Origin of the sequence: Sphingopyxis sp. (assembly GCF_050725615.1) — a bacterium.
In the GTDB taxonomy this organism is placed as follows: Bacteria; Pseudomonadota; Alphaproteobacteria; order Sphingomonadales; family Sphingomonadaceae; genus Sphingopyxis.
On record NZ_JBOHHU010000086.1, the window covers coordinates 1 to 18,140 of the forward strand.

The following is an 18,140-nucleotide window of genomic DNA, read 5'->3' on the forward strand; positions in this document are numbered from 1 at the left end:
CGTCCTCGCCCAGCGCCGAAGGCGCGAGCGGGCGCGGCGGGCGCGCTTCCTCGGGCGCGGGGCGATGCGCCCAGTCGGGAACGACAACCGGCGGCGCACCCGCGCCGGTCGTCGCCGCCGCCGCGCGCGGCCACTTCCTGGGATGCACCGCATGGACGCGCTTCTGCCCCCAGCGCGGCCCCGCATCCTCCCAGTCGAGCCCCATATCCGCCATCACCGCATCGACCGCGCCGTGCCAATTGTCGGCGGGCAGGCTGCGGTCGGCGGTCTTGGTGATGCCGGTGACCACCAGCAGGTCCTCGGCGCGCGTCATCGCGACGTACAGCAGCCGCCAATGTTCCTGCAGTTCGGCGCGCTGCTTCGCATCATGCGCGTCGGCGACCTTACCGTGTCGCTCTTCCCTGCCCAGCGCGAAGGCGGGCAATTTGTCCCAGCCGTTCAGCGACAGGTCGAAGTTCAGCCGCTTCGACGCCGGGTCGTCGGTCGCATCGGCGAGGATGACGATCGGCGCCTGCAAGCCCTTCGACCCGTGCACCGTCATCACGCGCACGACGTCGCTGCGCGCCTCGGTCTGGCGCTTGATGTCGGCGGTGCTCGCGTCGATCCGCGTCAGGAAACCGAGCAGCGACGGCACCTCCAGCCGCTCGAAGGCGAGCGCCTGCGACAGCAGTTCGTCGATCGGGTCGCGCGCCTCGCGCCCCAGCCGCGCATAAAGCTTGCGCCGCCCGTCGAGCGGCCCCGACAGGATGCGGTCGAGGAAGCGGAAGGGTGTGGTGAAATCGGCCATGCCGAGCAGGTCGCCAAGCGCCGTCATCGTTTCGACCGGGACCTCGTCGCGACGGTCGCGCAGGGCGGCCCACAGCGACGACGGCCGCCCATGGGCAAAATCGAACAGCGCCTCCTGCGTCCAGCCGAACAAGGGCGACACGAGCAGCGCCGACAGGTTGAGATCGTCGAGCGGCTGCACCGCGAAGCGCATCGCCGCCAGCAGATCCTGCACCGCCAGCGGCTGGGTCAGCGCGAAGCGGTCGACGCCCGCCACCGGCACATGGCGCGACTGCAACCACGCGACGATCCGCGCCGCAAGGTCGCGGCGACGGCGGACGAGGATCAGCACATCGCCCGGCGCGACGCTGCGCCCGTCCTTGCCGTTGGCGATCCAGTCCTGCACCTCGTCGGCGATCGCGCGCGACAGGCGCAGGCTGGCAGGGTCGCTCGCGGCGGCGAGGCTGTCGGCGGACGGCGCGCCTTCGCCGTCCTCACTCTCGGCCTCGACCGCCTCCTCCTCGTCGGCGATGTCGAGCGCCTTGCCCACAGGCAGCGGCTGCCACAGCTCGACCCGCCCCGGATGCATGTTCTTGAAAGGCAGCGGTTGTTTTTCACCGCTGTCGAGCCCCATCAACTCGGTTGCGCCTGCCGCGATCCATTGGTCCACCACGTCGAGCACGGCCGGACTCGACCGGTAATTGGTGACCAGATCAACACCCTTGAAGGGCCGTTCGCCCTCCGCCGCGCGCTGGCTGAATCGAAGCCGCGCCGCCTCAAACGCCGCAGGCTCGGTGCCCTGGAAGCCGAAGATCGCCTGCTTGCGGTCGCCGACGGTGAACATCGTCCGCACCCGGTCGTCCTTCGCGCCCTGCCCGGCGAAGAACTCCTCCGCCAGCGCCAGCACGATCGCCCATTGCCGCGCATTGGTGTCCTGCGCCTCGTCGACCAGGATATGGTCGGTGCGCTGGTCGAGCTTGAAGCGCACCCAGTCGCCGAAATCGCCGACGCTCAGCAAACGACCCGCGATCCCGATCAGATCGTCGAAGTCGGCGAGCCCCGCCTCGCGCTTCGCCAGCGCATAAGCCTCGGCGAAGCGGCTCCCCAAATCCCAGGCGGCGGCAAGGTCGTCGGCCACCGCCATCGCCGCCGCCGTCGCCACCAGCGCATCGACCACCCCGACGATCCGCGTCGCGGCGCCGAGGCAGCCGTGCATCTTGCCCGTTTCCTTGGCGAAGTCGGCGCGCAGGTCGCCGGTGCCGGTGACGAAACAGCCGCGCAGCGCGGGCAGCATCGCCGCGCGCGCTTGCGGCCCGGCCTGCTGCCATTCGCCCATCAACGCCGCGCGGGCATCGCCGGTCTTGGTGCCCCACGCGCGCCCGCTCGCCGCGACCGCCGCGATGTCGGCGTCGTCGACCAGCCCACGTTCGAGCGACGCGATCTGCCAGGCCGCAGCGTCGCCCGGCGGCAGTCCCAGCGCCTCGCGCACATCGCTCGCCTTGGGCGACAGGCGCGGCTGGTTCGCGGCGCCGAAACTGCCGGCGCAGCGCACGAGGAAAGCGATCGCCGCATCCTGTCCCATCCGCCGCGACAACATCGCCGCGACGGTGCGCATCGCATCGCCGTCGGCATCCCGCTGCGACAACAATGTGCCCAGCACCGCGCGCTGCAACGCGCTCGCCTCGCTGTCCTCGAGCGGACGAAAGCCCGGCAATATCTTCGCCTCGAGCGGGAAGCTCGCGAGCAAGGTCTGGCAGAAACTGTGGATCGTCTGGACGCGGATCGCGCCGCCCGGGCTGTCGATGACGGTGGCGAACAGCGACCGCGCGCGGTCGAGGATCCCCGACGTGTCCCAATCGGCGCCCAGCGCGCGCAGGTCGAGCCGCAGGTCGCCGTCGTCCATCCGCACCCACAAAGCCAGCCGCTCGTGAATGCGGTGCGCCATTTCAGCGGCCCCCGCCTTGGTGAAGGTGATGCACAATATCGCCTCGGGCGACACGCCGCCGAGCATCAGCCGCAGCACCCGCGCCGACAGCACCTGCGTCTTGCCGGTCCCCGCCGAAGCGCCGAGCCACACATGATCTTCGGGATGCGCCGCCGCGCTCTGTCCGGGGTCGAGGTCGAACAGCCGCGTCATGCCGCGCCGCCATCGTCGCGCCCGAACCATTCGTCGCGCCGCATCAACTGGTCGAAATCGGTATAGCGCCGACCCGCATCGCCCGGCACGAACGGCTCCTGCCCGAGCAGGAAGCGCGCCGTCAGGTCGGCCAGCGCCTCCGCCGCGCGCTCGACCGCTTCCGCCGCCGTCTTCAGGTCGCGCCGTCCGCCGTGGGTCGGCGCGATCTTGCCCTCCTCGCCCTTGGCGCGGTCGCGCTTCAGGCTCCAATATTCGAGCGCCCCCACCGGCGCCGCGTCGAGCCCGTCGACCTGCCCCGCCTCGGCGAGCAGCCCGAGCAGACCAAGCTGATTATCGAGCCCCGCCGCCGCCGCGCTGCCCGACGGCGCCGCGCCGCTCTTGTAGTCGACGATCGCGAGGCTGCCGTCGGCGAGCTGGTCGATCCGGTCGGCCTTGCCGTGCAGCCGGATGCCATCGACGACCATCGCGCCCTTGACCTCACTCGCGACCGGCCAGCGCTCCTCGCGTTCGGCCCACACCCGCTCCGCCGCCCAGCGCAGCGACGGGACGATGCGCGGCAACCAGAAGGCGCGCGCCAGCGCGTCGAGCGCCGGGTCGGCGGCGAGCCCCGCCAGTTCCGCGTCGAGCGCCGCCTCGGTCATCCCCGCGCGCTGCCAATCCTCGAGCAGCTTATGCAAGCGCGTCCCGAACCATTTGGCGTCGGGGCCCTGGCTCAGCGGGTCGAGCGCGCTCAGCCGCAGGATCTTCGCCGCGTAAAAGGCAAAGGGATCGCGCGCGAGCTGGTCGACCCCGGTGACGCTGATCGCATCGGGACGCGCCTCGGCCGGCGGCGCGACCGATGGCCGCGATGTCGGCAAGGGATCGCCCGTCGGCACATCGAGCAGCGCCGCCAGCCCGGTCACCGATTGCCCGCTGATCCGCGCCTCGGGCAGTTCGCCCGCGAGCGCGCTCAACCGCAGCCAGAAGCGCGACGCCACCGCCGGGTCGCCGCCGCTGCGTTGCGCCCGGGTCACCACCACCTTGCCCGCCGCGAGCGCGCCCGCGAAATCATGCGCCGCCATCCCCTGCTGCCGCTCGGGCGCCGCGAGGCCGAGCAGGCGGCGGATGCCGGGCGCGAGCCAGGGGTCGGGGCTGACCGCCTGCGGCCACCGCCCCTCGTCGAGCCCGCCCAAAATCATCACATCGGCGCGCTGCAACCGCGCCTCGAGCAACCCCCAGATGAACAGCCGCGGATGTCCGCCATAAGGCGGCCTTACACTTTCGCCGCCGAGCAGGTCGGCGAGCATCGCGGGGAAATCGGTCGGCGCGACCAGCGCCGGTCCGTCGCCCTTGGCGAGCGTCCAGCGATCGAACAGCTCGGCGAGCTGCCGCCCCGCCGGCCCCGCCCATACCGCATCGCCGGTGAGCCAGCCGAGCCCCGCCTGCAACGCCGCAAGCAAGGTCGCGGGCGGCACCGCCGTTCCGGCGGCGAGCGGCGCCAGATGCGCGCCAAGCCCTTCGACCAGCTCGCTCCACCAGTCGCTCAACTGCACTGCGGCGCGATGGCCATGCGCCTTGTCGTCGGCGGCCAGCAACGCCAGACGCACCGACACCCCGTCCCAGCCCGGCGTCAGTCCGGGCTCGCGCAGCAGCAGGTCGAGCCGCCGGACCTGGTCGAGCCATGCCAGCCGATCCGCGCCCCCCCGCACCAGCGGGTGGCCCAGCACTGTCAACAGCCGCACCGGATCGAAGCGCGCCGCCAGTTCGGCGAGCCCGAGCAGCAGCGTCCCCGGCGGCAATTGCGCCAACGGCCGCCCCGCGCTGTCGTCGACCGCAATGCCCCAGCGCGTGAGCGCGCTGGCGACCCGCTCGGCGAGCGCGCGGTCGGGGGTGACCAGCGCTGCGGTGCGCCCCGGCGTCTCGATCGCTGCGCGCATCATCAGCGCGATGCCCTGCGCCTCCTGCCCGTCGTCGGCGAACACCGCGCCGGAAAGCCCGGCAATCCCCGCGGCCAGATCCTTCTCCTGCTGCCAGCGCGCCGTATAGGCGGCGGGCGCAAAGAGCAGCGAGACGAACGACGCGCGCGCCGCAGGCCCGTCGAAATCCGTCGTCGCGTCCCACGTCCGAACCTCGCCGCGCGCGACGCCCATGCGCCCGAGCAGCAGCTTCAGATGATATTGCGGATGCGTCTCCAGCGGTCGCGCCGGGCCTTCGGGGTCGGCGACGACCGGACCGAGCGCGTCCCACTCCGGCTCCGCCATATCCAGATCGAGCCCGGGCAGCACGACCATGCCGCGCGCCATATCGGCGACCGTGCGCAGCAGCCGCGCGATCGCCGGCGCCGCCGTCGTGATCCCGGCCGCGACGACAAAGCGTTCCGGCGGCGCGGCGCGCCAGCCCGCCGCGACCCGGTCGAGCAGGCGGTTGCGCCGCTCAGCGCGGTCGATCATCCCGGCGCGCTTGAGGGCGGCGGGCCAATGCTCGACCAGCAGCCGCAGCCGCTGCCACGATGCCTGCCAATGTCCCGCCAGATCGCCCAGCGCCGCTTCGATGTCGCCGAGCCGCGCCGGTGCGACCTCCTCATAATGGAGCTGGTCGATCACCCGCCCCAGTCCCTCGGCAAGCTGGAACGCCGCCGCGCCGGTGATCGCTTCCTCGCCGGCGGGGTTATATTTTTCGATCAGCGCCGTCAGCATCAGCCGCCGCCGCAGCGGATCGATCGCCTGCGGCAAGGGCGCGTCCTCGTCGATCGCATCGAGCGCCAGCGCGACCTCTTCGTCGAGATCGGCGTCGCCGATCACCACGAGCCGCGGCATCAGCAGGCCGTCGCCGCCCGCGCGCACGAACGCCGCCTGCACCGCGCTGCGCGCGCGGTTGCTGGGGAGCAGGATCAGCCCCTCGGCCAGCCCCAGCGCACCGTCGGCGAAACGCGCGATCAGCCCGGCGGCGAGCGCGTCGGAAAAGGCCCGCTGGACCGGGATGGAGAAGAGGATGGGCTTGGCGTCAGCCATTACACTTCCTTCGTCATCCCGGCGAAGGCCGGGTTCTCAGCCTGTCCGCCTGACGCACCGGTGAGATCCCGGCCTTCGCCGGGATGACGATCTGTGTCAAACCTCGGTCAGCGCTGCTTCGGTCGGCGCGATGCTCGCCGGGGTGCCGACGTCGAACCATTGCCCCATGTGCGACAGGCCATAGAGCCGCCCCGCAGCGATCGCGCGGTCCCAGAAAATGTTGGTCGAAAACGGCCCCTCGGGCGCATCGACGAGCAACCGGCGCGACACCAGCTGGACGCCGGTATAGACGAAGGGCGCGATCCGCGCGGGCTTGCGCCGCGACAATTGCCCATTGGGGTCCATATGGAAATCGCCGCGCCCGCCGTGCCCCGTTGCGCTCGCCTGCCGGATCACCAGCAGCAGCGCGTCCATGCGGTCGCCGTCCCAGTGCCGCGCGAGCTGTGCGATGCTGTCCTGCGGCCCGTCGGTCCAGATATTGTCGCTGTTGACGATCAGGATCGGGTCGCCGGTCAGCTGCGGCAGCGCCTTCATCATGCCGCCGCCGGTTTCGAGCAGCCGGTCGCGCTCGTCCGAAATCGCGATGGTGAAATTACGCTTCTGCGCCGCGAGATGCGCCTCCAAGGCGTCGGCGAGATAATGGACATTGACCACGACATGGCCGATCCCCGCCGCCTCGATCCGGTCGAGGCTATGGTCGATCAGCGGCTTGCCCGCGACCCGCACCAGCGGCTTGGGCCGGGTGGCGGTGAGGGGGCGCATGCGCTTGCCCAGCCCCGCCGCCATCACCATCGCGCTTTCGATTGTCGCGGTCATGCCCCGAACTCTTCCCATGCCGCCGCGCGCTTGTCGGCGGGAATATTCTCGTCGAACCACGCCCGCACCGGGGCGAGCGCCGGATGCGCGAGGTCGCGTTCGAGCAGCCCCCACATGCGCGGCTGGAACTGGCGGTAACCGGGCTTGCCGTCGCGCTTCCACAGCCGCACAAAAACCCCCAATATGCGCGTATTGCGCTGCGCCGCGAGCGCCCAATAGGCGCTGTCGATGTCGGTCCCGGTCGCGCCCTGGTAGCGCGCGAGCATCGCCGCCTCGACCGCAGGGCTCACGTCGCGCCGCGCATCCTCCAGCACCGACGCCAGATCATAGGCGGGATGACCGATCAGCGCGTCCTGGAAATCGAGCAGGCCATAATGTTCGACCCCCGCCTTGCCACCGACCAGCATGATATTTTCGGCATGGAAATCGCGCAGCACGGTGACGCGCGGCAGGCCGTCCTTCTCGACCGGCAGCAGCGCCGCCTCCCACGCCGCGCGGAACGCGTCGCGGTCGACCTCGATCTCCAGCGCCGGGCAATACCAGTCGCTGAACAGCATCACCTCGTCGAGCCATTGTTCCAGCCCGTGCACCGGCAGTCCCGCCATCGGCGGGCGTGCATGAAGGTGGACCAGCAGATCGGTCACCCCGGCATAATGCGCCATCTCGTCCTGCGGCGCCGCATCGATCGTTTCGCGCAGCCGCACATCGCCGAAATCCTCGATCAGCAGCAGCCCCTGCTCCAGATCGCGCGCGAGGATCGTCGGCGCATTCAGCCCCTGTTCGCACAGATATTCGGCGATCGCGATGAACGGGCGCGAATCCTCATGCTGCGGCGGCGCGTCCATCAGCACCGCCCGGCGGCCTTCGCCGACGACGCGGAAATAGCGCCGGAACGACGCATCGCCCGCGAGCGGCAGAATCTGCGCGTCGCCCCAGCCATGCGCGGCGAGGAAGGCGGGCGCATGGGGGGGCGGAATCATCGGAGCGGCCATCGGCTCCCCCAAGACGCCGGCACCTCTGCTGTCAAGGCGCGTGCATCGCCGCTCCCCGAAATCGTCAGCGACAGCGCATCGGCCCAGCCCTGCGCCCCCAGCCGCTCGGGCCATTCGATCAGCAGCGCGCCGTCATAGAGATAATCGTCGAGCCCCAGCTCGATCAGCTCATCTTCGTCCTCGATCCGGTACAGGTCGACATGCGCGATCGGCAAATCGACCTCGGGCGGCGCATAGGGCTGGACGATCGCAAAGGTCGGGCTCGGCGCCTCGCCGACCAGCCCGCGCGCCTTCAGCATCGCGCGCGCCAGCGTCGTCTTGCCCGCGCCGAGATCGCCCGACAGCAGCACGACATCGCCGGGCATCAAAGCCTGACCGATGGCAGCCCCGATCCGTCCGGCCTCGGCGAGCGCATAGTCGTCACGATAGATTGTCATCCGCCGCGCGGCAGGCTCACACGCACCAGCGTCCCCTGCCCCTTCTCGCTCACCACCTCCATCGTCCCGCCATGCGCGGCGACGAGCTGGCGCGCGAGCGCGAGGCCGATGCCGCCGCTCTGCGTCCCCGCCTGCTGACCCTTGGTGACCGCAGCGACCGCGTCGGGCATGCCCGGGCCATTGTCGGACACGATGATATCGACCCCCTTCGCATCGCCATCGGCGTGGAGCAGCACGCGCCCGCCCTTCTTGCGGCTCGGCGCGGTGTAGCGCACCGCATTGTCGAGCAGCCCGGCGACCAATCGCGACAGCCGCGCCGCATCGCCCGCGATGCCGCCCAGATCGGCGGACATATTACCGACGAGTTCGATCCCTTCGGCGGCGGCAAAGGGTTTCCCGTCGGCGAGCGCGCGGTTCAGCAACGCCGCGACATCGACCGGCGCGCGCTCGACCGCCAAGGTGCCCGCCTCCCCCTGCGCGAGGTCGAGCACATTGTCGATCTGCCGCCCGAGCACCGCGACCGAATCCATGATCGCGTCGACATAGGCCTGCTGATTGTCGGCGAGCTTGCCGGCATAGCCCGCCTGCAACATCTCGCCAAAGCCGCCGATCGAGGTCAGCGGCGTGCGCAGCTCGTAACTCATCCGCGACAGAAAGGCGGTCTTGACCTTGTCGGCCGCCTCGAGCGCTTCGTTGCGTTCGCGCAGCGCCGATTCCATCTTCCGGCTGTCGCTGACGTCGAGCATGATCAGCAGCGCATTGCCGTCGGGCAAGGGAATCGCGGCGAAATCGAAATGGCGTCCATCCTTGAAGCGGATTTCGCCGACGCGCTGGGTGCGCTCCAATGTCGCGGCGCGGATCACCTCCTGCACGATGCTGATCTGGTTCGGCTTGGCCAGCCGGTCGGCCAGCCCGCCCATCAGCGCATCGACGCGCGGATGCGCCGCCAGCGTCGGTTCGTCGACCCCCCACAGGCGGCGGAAGCGCTGGTTCCACAGATGCAGCCGCCCGTCGGGCGCAAACACCGCCACCGCCTCGAACAGATTGTCGAAGGTCGCGGTCCGCACCCGCAGCAGCGTGTCGCGCGCGCCCGCCAGCTGCACCTGCTCGGTGCGATCCTCGGCGATCAGCAACAGCCCGCCATCGGGGGTCGGCTGGCCGACGACGCGCAGATGCGTCCCGTCGCGCAGCAGCCACTCCTCCTCGCTCGCCTCGGCCTGCGCGAACCAGTCGACATGCGCCTGCCTCCATTCGGGATAGTCGCGCACCTCGGGGGTCCGCCCGGCATCGCGCCAGGCATCGAGCAGCCGCGCAAAGGCCGGGATCTCGGCGATCGCATCGGCGCCCAGGTCAAACATGCGGCGAAACGGCTGGTTGGCGAAGACAAGGCCCTGGTCGGGCCCGAACTGCGCCACCGCCGCCGACAGCCGGTCGAGCAATTCGCGCTGCGTTTCGGCAAAGCGGCGATGCGCGCCGCGCTCGCTTTCCAGCTCCTGCACGTCGATCGCATAGCCCGCGACCCCGATCGGCGGGCCGCCCTGCGGGGTCAGCGGCACGTCGACGACGCGCATGATCCGCCGCTCGCCCGCGATCGTCACCGGCACGGTGCGCAGCTGCGCCTCCCCGGCGGTCCGCGCCGCCTGCGCCGCTTCGCCCGCGCTCAACCCGGCGACGGGTTCGAGCAACTCGATGCCCTGGTCGATCACGACATCGGCGCTCTTCGCCTCGACCGCGCGGACATAGGCCTGGTTGACCAGCGCCAGTTCGAGCCGTGTGTCGCGGAACCACATCGGAAAGGGCGCGACCTCGATCAGTCCCGACAGCGCCTCGAAGGCCGCCATCGCCTCGTCGCGCTCGGTCTTGAGCGCGATCTGCGACGACAGGCTTTCGGTCGCATCGTCGAGCCACAGGAGGACGCTGCCCGATCCCCCGATCGCCGCCGGCGCGGGGCCGCCATGGATCAGGATCGTCCGCGACCCGCCCTGCGGCCGCAGGCTCATCGAGAAAGGCTTGGCGCCGCGCTGCGCGCCGAGGATCGCCTGGCGCAGCGCCTCATGGTCGGCACTTTCGAGCCCGGCGCCCAATCCGCAAAGCTCGTCGAAATTGCGCGGCCCGCGCTCGAGCCCCAGCCAGCGGCCGAGCCGTTCGCTCGCCTCGATCCGCCAGTCGCCGCGCACCACGACGGGCAGATAGGGCGAGGCTTCGACCAGGCTCGCGAGCCGCTCGGTCTGCGCCGCCGCAAAGGCCGAGCGCCGCTGCATCGCGAGGCCGCGCCCCGCCGCCCAGATGCCGAGCAGCAGCCACAGCGCCGCAAAGCCGCCGAGCGCGAACGTCAGGGTCGGGGACAGCGCACCGCTCATCCCCCTTCACGCTCCCGCATTTCCGCCGCCGACGCCCTTGCCATGATCGCCAGCCCTAAAGGCGATGGAGTCAGGTTTCAATCGCATGTCACCGCCGATCGCCGCGCGGCGCCGTCCGGTGGCCGCGCGGACCATCATTTTGTCCCCGCAATCGCCACGCGGCGGCGGCCCGGCACGGGCGACCGGCCCGCAATGCGCTGGTCTCGCCTGTGATCGGAAAGTCACATCGGAAACGAAAGCGACGAGTTGAGGACGCCGCGCTTGACATGGCCCCTAAGCTTTGAAAATCCTTGTCAATGTGGCGCGATGAACGGAGTCCAAAATCGCTTTGGTCCGGTCATATTGCAAGCATCACAAGGGCAGATATTCGGCCCAAAATTTGAAAACCGGGGAAGTTCATTATGAAAAACAAGGGTCTGGCGACGGGACAGTCGCGTAAAAATTTCGCATTGCTGAGCGTTTCGGCCATCGCGATGCTCTGCGCGACACCGGCTTTTGCGCAAGATGCGGAGGTCGATAACGCCGATGGCACCGCCGCCGCCGAAGGCAGCGACACGATCGTCGTCACCGGGTCGCGCATCGCCCGCCCCAATCTTGAATCGCAAGTTCCGATCGTCAGCGTTTCGGGCGCCGAATTTTTCGAAACCGGCAACACGTCGGTCGGCGATACGCTGAACGAACTGCCGTCGCTGCGCAGCACCTTCAGCCAGTCGAACTCGACGCGCTTTCTCGGCACCTCGGGCCTCAACCTGCTCGACCTTCGCGGTCTCGGCACCCAGCGCACGCTGGTGCTGGTCAATGGCCGCCGCCATGTCGGCAGCGACGTGCTCAGCAACGCCGTATCCCCCGACGTCAACACCATCCCGACCGACCTGATCGAGCGCGTCGACGTCGTGACCGGCGGCAATTCGGCCGTTTACGGGTCCGACGCGCTGGCGGGCGTGGTCAACTTCATCCTCAAGGATTCGTTCGAAGGCCTGCAGCTGCGCGGCCAGTCGGGCGTCAGCAAATATGGCGACGCCGGCTCCTATTATGCCAGCCTTCTTGCGGGCAAGAATTTCGCCGACGGGCGCGGCAACGTCGCGATCAACCTCGAATATGCGCATCAGGAAGATTATTACGCCTCGGGCCGCCCCAACCTGCGGCAGACCAACGGCTTCATCACCGTCGACACCGACCCGGCTGGCTCGCCGAACGGCAGCGACGGCACCCCCGACGCGCTTTTCTATCAGGATATTCGCAGCGGCACCTATAGCAACGCCGGCACCTTCCTCTCCTATCTCGGCGGTTCGAGCTACGCGCCGTTCATTTTCCAACCCAACGGCTCCCTGGTCCGCCAGACGGGAACCCCGGTCGGTCGGCCGCCGCTGCCCTCCTATATCGGCGGCAACGGCGATAATTTCCGCGACGGCACCCAATTCGGCCTGTCGCCCAAGCTCGACCGCTACAGCGCCAACCTGATCGGTCATTTCGAGATCACGCCGGCCTTCGTGCCCTTCATCGAAGCCAAATATGTGCGCACCGATTCGCTGGGCAACGCGTCGGGTCCCTTTTTCACCGGCGCCACCGGCTCGCCGCGCGAACGCTTCTTCACCCAGAACCCGTATCTGAACGAACAGGCGAAGCCGATCATCCGCGATTATTATGGCGACTATTATGACGCCAACGGCAATTCGAGCTCGGACGGCATTCCCGATGCCGATCAGCGCGGCTTCCTGTTCTACAAGAACGCGATCGACCTCAGCAATCGCGAGGAACGGGCGCGGCGCGAAACCTATCGCGCGGTTGCCGGTGTGCGCGGCGATTTCAACGATGACTGGCATTTCGAAGTGTCGGCCAACTATGGCGAGTTCCGCGAACATACCGACATCAACGGCAACGTGAACCTGCAGCGCTATCTGCTGGCGATCGACGCGGTCGACCAGGGGCTGGCGACCGGCGGCGCCGCGAATGGCAATATCGTCTGCCGCGCCACCGTCGATCCTTCGGCTCGCATCCCCTTTGAAGGGGCATCGAACAGCGCCTATGCAGCGGCCCAGCTCGCCGCCGATGTCGCGGCCTGCGTCCCGGTCAATCTGTTCGGCAGCGGCAACGTCACCCAGGCGGCGCGTAACTATCTGCTCGAAAACAGCTTCGCCGACGGCAAGATCACGCAATTTGTCGCCAGCGCCTTCCTCTCGGGCGACAGCAGCAGCTGGTTTGAACTGCCGGGCGGCCCGGTCGGCTTCGCCGTCGGCGCCGAATATCGGCGCGAGACCGCATCCTATGTCCAGGATGCCGGCACCGCGGCGGGCGTGACCTTCTACAACGCCATCCCGCAATTCGATCCGCCGTCCTTCGAGGTGAAGGAAGTCTATGGCGAATTGCGCATCCCGATCGTGAAGGACGTGCCTTTCCTGCAGGAACTGACGATCAGCGGCGCCGGACGTATCGCCGATTACAAGGGCGCGACCGGCACGGTCTATGCCTATAACGGCGGCGTCGAATGGGCTCCGATCCGCTCGCTCCGCCTGCGCGCCAACTATGGCCGCTCGGTCCGCGCCCCGAACCTCGCCGATCTCTACACCCCGCTCGGACAGAATTTCGCCACCGTCGGCGATCCCTGCTCGGCGCGGAACATCGGTACTGGCGCATCGACCCGTGCGGCCAACTGCGCCGCCGACGGCGTTCCGACCGGCTATGACTATGTCTATACCAGTTCGCTCGGCTTCCTGTCGGGCGGCAACCCGAACCTCGGCGAAGAAACCTCCGACTCCTATACGATCGGCGGCGTGTTCCGGCCCGAATTCCTGCCGGGCTTCTTCGTCTCGGCCGACTATTATCTGATCAAGGTCAATCAGGTTATCACCGCACCCTCGGCGCAGGGCATCATCAATTCCTGCTACGACGCCGCCGATATCAACAACCAGTTCTGCGCCTTGTTCGAGCGCGCGGGGGCGGGCGGCGGTCCGCGCGGCGAAATTCAGGGTCGTATCCTTGAGGGCAGCCTTCAGGTGGTGCCGCTGAACTATGCGCAGCTCGAAGTCAGCGGGATCGATTTCGAGGCCGGATATGAGCGCGACATCGGCAAGATCGGCCATTTGAGCCTGCATGCCGTCTATACCCACGCGCTGAAGAACAACAATTATCTGGACCCGACCAACCCCGGCCGCGCCGATCGCGTCCTGGGCGAGCTGGGCGATCCGGAAGATTTGTTCAACATCAACGGGTCGATCAAGAGCGGACCGTTCACCTTCGGTTATCGCGTCCGCTACATCGGCAAGCAGACCAACGGCGCCTATGAAAATTATTTCAGCGTCCAGGGCCGTGCCCCGCAGAACGAAGACGCGTTCGAGGACCAGTATAAATTCTACCCGACCACCTGGTACCACGATCTGCGATTCAACGTCGAAGTCGAAAAGAAATATGATTTCTATGCCGGCGTCGACAATCTGTTCAACACCAACCCGCCCTTCGGCCTGTCGGGCGCAGGTGGCGGCAGCGGCATCTACACCAACCGGGGCCGCTTCTTCTATGCCGGCTTCGTCGCCAAATATTGACGGCATAGCCGTTTTTCAGAAGGGCCGGGGTCATCCCCCGGCCCTTTTTTGTGGCCTATGCAGCCGCGCGATGGCAGAAATCGGGACTATGTCCGCATCGATCCAAAAGCCCGACCATGGTTGAAGCCATCACGACCTCGCCCGAGCATCGCGACCGGTTGGCGGCCGTCGCACGCGACATGAAGATGATCGAACGCCAGTCGCAAGACCCCGATGTTCTCGCCGCCATTCGCCTGCTCAGCGCCGGCAAGCTGGCCCAGGCCGAGGCGGCGCTGCGACCCTTCCTCGCGAAAAACCCCGACCATGTCGCGGCCCTGTGCATCCTCGGCGATATTGCGAACCGCGTCGGCATCTATCCCGAGAGCGAAAAGCTCTTTCGCCGCGTCCTGGCGATCATGCCCGATTTTGCCGATGCAAAGCTGAACCTTGCCAATAATCTGATCAAAGAGAATCGCGCCGCCGAAGCGCTTGTCCTGTTCGACGAGATCCTCGACCTGTTCCCGCTCGACCGGCCGGCGCTCAGCGCCAAGCTCACCATGCTCGGCCAGATGGGGGAATATGACGCCTGCGCGCGCTGCTACGAAGCGGCGCTGGCGACGCGCGGCGACGAAGCCTGGCTATGGGTGGGGTCCGCCAACCTGGCCAAAACCGTCGGCCGGCTGACCGACAGCGTCGAGGGCTATCGCCGCGCCATCGCACTCGACCCGACCCGCACCGAGGCGTGGTGGGGGCTCGCCAATCTGAAGGTCGTGAAATTTTCGGACGACGACATCGCGGCGATGGAGCAGTCGCTGGCCGGGCTGCCCGCCGAGGACGGGCGCCGTATCTACCTCCAGTTCGCGCTCGGCAAGGCGCTGGAGGATCGCAAGGATTTTGCGTCGTCATTCCGCCACTATGCCGATGCCAACCGGCTGCGCCGCGGCGAGCGCGGCTATCGCCCGGAAATCGTCAGCGGCGACGTCGACAGCTCGATCGCGCTTTTCACCCCCGAATTTTTCGCGGCGCGTGCGGACTGGGGCGCGAAAGACCACGATCCGATCTTCATCCTGGGGATGCCGCGCGCCGGCTCGACCTTGGTCGAGCAAATTCTGGCGAGCCATGCCGATATCGAGGGAACGGCCGAACTACCCGACATCCCGCTGCTCATCCAGCGCGTCGTCAGCGAGCGCTGGCGCGATCGCCGCGCCGCCTACCCCGCTATCCTGGCAGAATTGTCGGCCGATGAGGTCGCCGAACTCGGCGCCGCCTATCTGCGCGCGGCGGCGGTGCATCGCAAGACCGACCGGCTGCTGTTCATCGACAAACAACCCAATAATTGGCAGAATATCGGCTTCATCCGTCTGATCCTGCCGAACGCGCGGATCGTCGATGCGCGGCGACATGCGATGTCCTGCTGTTTTTCCAACTTCAAACAATTTTACGCGCGCGGCCAGGCCTTCTCCTATTCGCTGACCGACATGGGTCATTATTATCGCGACTATGTCCGCCTGCTCGCCCATTTCGACGCGGCGCTGCCCGCGCATGTGTGGCGCGTCCAGCATGAGGCGCTGATTGCGGACCCCGAGCGCGAGATCCGCGCCCTCCTCGACCATATCGGTCTTCCCTTCGACCCGGCGTGCCTGCGCTTCCACGAAAATGACCGGCCGGTGCGCACCGCAAGTTCCGAACAGGTGCGGCGCCCGATCAACAGCGATGCGGTCGATCGTTGGCGCGATTACGAACCCTGGTTGGGCCCGCTCAAACATGCGCTCGGCGACCTCGCCCCCGCATAAGTCCATGCACAAAAAAAAGGGCGCGTCCGGTTGCCCGGCGCGCCCCATTTTGTCGTCATCGCTATCGATCAATAGCGATAATGGTCAGGCTTGAACGGCCCGGCCACCGGCACGCCGATATAGTCGGCCTGCTTCTGGCTCAGCTGGCTCAGTTTCACGCCCAGCTTGTCGAGGTGCAGCGCCGCGACCTTTTCGTCGAGGTGCTTGGGCAGGACATAGACGTCGTTCTGATACTGCTCGCTGCGGGTCCACAGCTCGATCTGCGCCAGCGTCTGGTTGGTGAAGCTCGCCGACATCACGAAGCTCGGGTGGCCCGTTGCATTGCCGAGGTTCACCAGGCGGCCCTTCGACAGGATGATGATCTGCTTGCCGTCGGGGAATTCGACGAGGTCGACCTGCGGCTTGACTTCGGTCCACTTGTAATTGGCGAGCGCCGCGATCTGGATCTCGCTGTCGAAGTGGCCGATGTTGCAGACGATCGCCATATTCTTCATGCCCGCCATATGCTCGGCGGTGATGACGTCGGCGTTGCCCGTCGCGGTGACGAAGATGTCCGAACGCTGGACGGCTTCGTCCATCGTCACGACCTCGAAGCCTTCCATCGCCGCCTGCAGCGCGCAGATCGGGTCGATTTCGGTCACGAGGACGCGCGCGCCGCCGTTGCGGAGCGACTGCGCCGAACCCTTGCCGACGTCGCCGAAGCCGGCGACGGTCGCGACCTTGCCCGCCAGCATCACGTCGGTGCCGCGGCGGATCGCGTCGACCAGCGACTCCTTGCAGCCATAAAGATTGTCGAACTTCGACTTGGTGACGCTGTCGTTGACGTTGATCGCGGGGAAGGGCAGCTCGCCCTTCTTGGCGATGTGGTACAGGCGGTGGACGCCGGTCGTCGTTTCTTCGGACACGCCCTTGATCGCCTTGACCGTCTTGGTCAGGTAGCCGGGGTTCGCGGCGACAAACGCCTTCAGCGCGCGCTGCATTTCGATCTCTTCTTCATTCTCGGGCGCCGGCATTTCCTGCCCGGCCTCGAGCTTCGCGCCCCACAGCGCGAACATCGTGGCGTCGCCGCCATCGTCGAGGATCAGGTTGCAGGTCGTGCCGTCCTCGACGCCCCAGTCGAAGATGCGGCCGACATAGTCCCAATAATCGGCGAGGCTTTCGCCCTTCACCGCGAACACCGGCACGCCCGACGCGGCGATCGCGGCGGCGGCATGGTCCTGGGTCGAGAAGATGTTGCACGTCGCCCACCGCACTTCGGCGCCGAGCGCGGTCAGCGTCTCGATCAGCACCGCGGTCTGGATCGTCATGTGCAGCGACCCGACGATCTTCGCACCCTTCAGCGGCTGCGCCGCGCCGAACTCGCTGCGCAGCGCCATCAGGCCCGGCATTTCGGTTTCGGCGATGTTGATTTCCTTGCGCCCGAAATCGGCGAGGCCGATGTCGGCAATCACATAATCACGGGTGTCGGCGGCAAGAGTGGCCACGGCTTTTCTCCAGTCTGACGAGTCCGACCGCAGGCGAGCGGTCACGAAATTATGTTGCGCGCCCTAGCTCAAAGCGCCCTTCCGATCAAATATAAACTTTTCTTTATATCGCAAGTCCGGGGGCATCCGCCGACGACGCGCGGGCGCGAATCGAGGCGCGCAAAATCGCGCGGCCTCGCGAAAAAAATTTCGACCGGCGCAATTGTGACAATCGGCCCGCCGCCGATGTGACAGCGAGTCGCCCCGCCCAAGATTCTGAAAATCCTGACTTATAATGCGACTTGCGATTAGAATAATCGGCTTTTGTGACAGCAATGTTACAAACGGCTGAAAATATTGACTTTTGTGCGAAGCAGGCAGAAAATCACCCCAAGTTACGGGGAGATACAAAGATGAAAAAAATCCTGCTGCCGGTCATCGCGTTGGCCTTCGCAACGCCTGCCGCGGCCCAATCGATCATCGTCGTCACCGGCCCGCAGGCCGATTCGCAGCTCCTGCCGGTCGCCTATGCCGAGCTCAAGGCCGGCGACAATCGCGCGGCGGTCGCCAAGCTCACCGGCGCGAGCGACGTCGATGCCCGCGACCCCTCGCGGCTGATCAACCTCGGCACCGCTTATGCCCGCCTCGGTCGGACCGAGGACGCCGCCGCCGCTTACAATGCCGCCGTCGACAGCCCGATCCGCTACGATCTGGAACTGGCCAGCGGCCGCTATGTCGATTCGCGCTGGGCCGCGCGCACCGCGCTCGCCAATCTCAATGAAGGCCGCCCGCTGCTCGCGCTGGCGCGCTGAGCTTTCGGAGGCGCTTAAAGCCGTAGCCCTGAGCTTGTCGAAGGGCGCTTCACCGAG

Annotated in this window: 10 protein-coding genes; 3 read left to right on the forward strand and 7 right to left on the reverse strand. The window is 67.5% G+C overall.

Features of this window, described 5'->3' with window-relative positions:
• The 6 genes from ACREB7_RS16865 to ACREB7_RS16890 form a co-directional block, all read right to left on the reverse strand.
• A partial coding sequence (locus ACREB7_RS16865) for a UvrD-helicase domain-containing protein (RefSeq protein ID WP_431593438.1) occupies positions 1 to 2,902 on the reverse strand: 2,902 nt, incomplete at its 3' end.
• Positions 2,899 to 5,892: a double-strand break repair protein AddB gene (addB, locus tag ACREB7_RS16870; RefSeq protein ID WP_431593439.1), complete on the reverse strand. Its 2,994-nt coding sequence runs from the start codon at positions 5,890 to 5,892 to the stop codon at positions 2,899 to 2,901. The genes addB and ACREB7_RS16865, both read right to left, overlap by 4 nt.
• A 96-nt stretch (positions 5,893 to 5,988) precedes the next feature.
• Complete coding sequence (locus ACREB7_RS16875) at positions 5,989 to 6,708, reverse strand: nucleotidyltransferase family protein (RefSeq protein WP_431593440.1); 720 nt, start codon at positions 6,706 to 6,708, stop codon at positions 5,989 to 5,991.
• Entirely contained in the window at positions 6,705 to 7,688 is a 984-nt protein-coding gene (locus ACREB7_RS16880) for an aminoglycoside phosphotransferase family protein (protein ID WP_431593441.1), read from the reverse strand. Before ACREB7_RS16880 ends, ACREB7_RS16875 begins: the two co-directional genes overlap by 4 nt.
• Positions 7,685 to 8,137, reverse strand: coding sequence for a tRNA (adenosine(37)-N6)-threonylcarbamoyltransferase complex ATPase subunit type 1 TsaE (gene tsaE, locus ACREB7_RS16885; RefSeq protein WP_431593442.1), 453 nt, complete (start codon positions 8,135 to 8,137; stop codon positions 7,685 to 7,687). The genes ACREB7_RS16880 and tsaE overlap by 4 nt, the downstream gene beginning before the upstream one ends.
• Complete coding sequence (locus tag ACREB7_RS16890; protein WP_431593443.1) at positions 8,134 to 10,497, reverse strand: PAS-domain containing protein; 2,364 nt, start codon at positions 10,495 to 10,497, stop codon at positions 8,134 to 8,136. The genes tsaE and ACREB7_RS16890 overlap by 4 nt, the downstream gene beginning before the upstream one ends.
• A 401-nt stretch (positions 10,498 to 10,898) precedes the next feature.
• On the opposite strand from ACREB7_RS16890, the gene ACREB7_RS16895 reads away from it, so the two are divergent.
• Entirely contained in the window at positions 10,899 to 14,036 is a 3,138-nt protein-coding gene (locus tag ACREB7_RS16895) for a TonB-dependent receptor domain-containing protein (RefSeq protein WP_431593444.1), read from the forward strand.
• A gap of 116 nt (positions 14,037 to 14,152) precedes the next feature.
• Entirely contained in the window at positions 14,153 to 15,808 is a 1,656-nt protein-coding gene (locus tag ACREB7_RS16900; protein WP_431593445.1) for a tetratricopeptide repeat-containing sulfotransferase family protein, read from the forward strand.
• Positions 15,809 to 15,876: 68 nt separating this feature from the next.
• Here ACREB7_RS16900 and ahcY read toward each other — a convergent pair whose 3' ends face one another.
• The gene (gene ahcY, locus ACREB7_RS16905; RefSeq protein WP_431593446.1) at positions 15,877 to 17,292 is read right to left on the reverse strand and encodes an adenosylhomocysteinase; all 1,416 of its coding nucleotides are present in this window, start codon (positions 17,290 to 17,292) and stop codon (positions 15,877 to 15,879) included.
• Between the two features lie 392 nt (positions 17,293 to 17,684).
• On the opposite strand from ahcY, the gene ACREB7_RS16910 reads away from it, so the two are divergent.
• A complete protein-coding gene (locus ACREB7_RS16910; RefSeq protein ID WP_431593447.1) occupies positions 17,685 to 18,083 on the forward strand; it encodes a hypothetical protein in 399 nt (132 codons plus the stop codon).
• Positions 18,084 to 18,140 lie beyond the last annotated feature (57 nt).

Excerpts from the sequence above, each read along its gene's own strand:
- ACREB7_RS16895 (WP_431593444.1), top strand. The coding sequence starts at position 10,899 with ATGAAAAACAAGGGTCTGGCGACGGGACAGTCGCGTAAAAATTTCGCA.
- addB (WP_431593439.1), bottom strand. The coding sequence starts at position 5,892 with ATGGCTGACGCCAAGCCCATCCTCTTCTCCATCCCGGTCCAGCGGGCC.
- ACREB7_RS16910 (WP_431593447.1), top strand. The coding sequence starts at position 17,685 with ATGAAAAAAATCCTGCTGCCGGTCATCGCGTTGGCCTTCGCAACGCCT.
- ACREB7_RS16875 (WP_431593440.1), bottom strand. The coding sequence starts at position 6,708 with ATGACCGCGACAATCGAAAGCGCGATGGTGATGGCGGCGGGGCTGGGC.
- tsaE (WP_431593442.1), bottom strand. The coding sequence starts at position 8,137 with ATGACAATCTATCGTGACGACTATGCGCTCGCCGAGGCCGGACGGATC.
- ACREB7_RS16890 (WP_431593443.1), bottom strand. The coding sequence starts at position 10,497 with ATGAGCGGTGCGCTGTCCCCGACCCTGACGTTCGCGCTCGGCGGCTTT.
- ACREB7_RS16880 (WP_431593441.1), bottom strand. The coding sequence starts at position 7,688 with ATGATTCCGCCCCCCCATGCGCCCGCCTTCCTCGCCGCGCATGGCTGG.
- ACREB7_RS16900 (WP_431593445.1), top strand. The coding sequence starts at position 14,153 with ATGGTTGAAGCCATCACGACCTCGCCCGAGCATCGCGACCGGTTGGCG.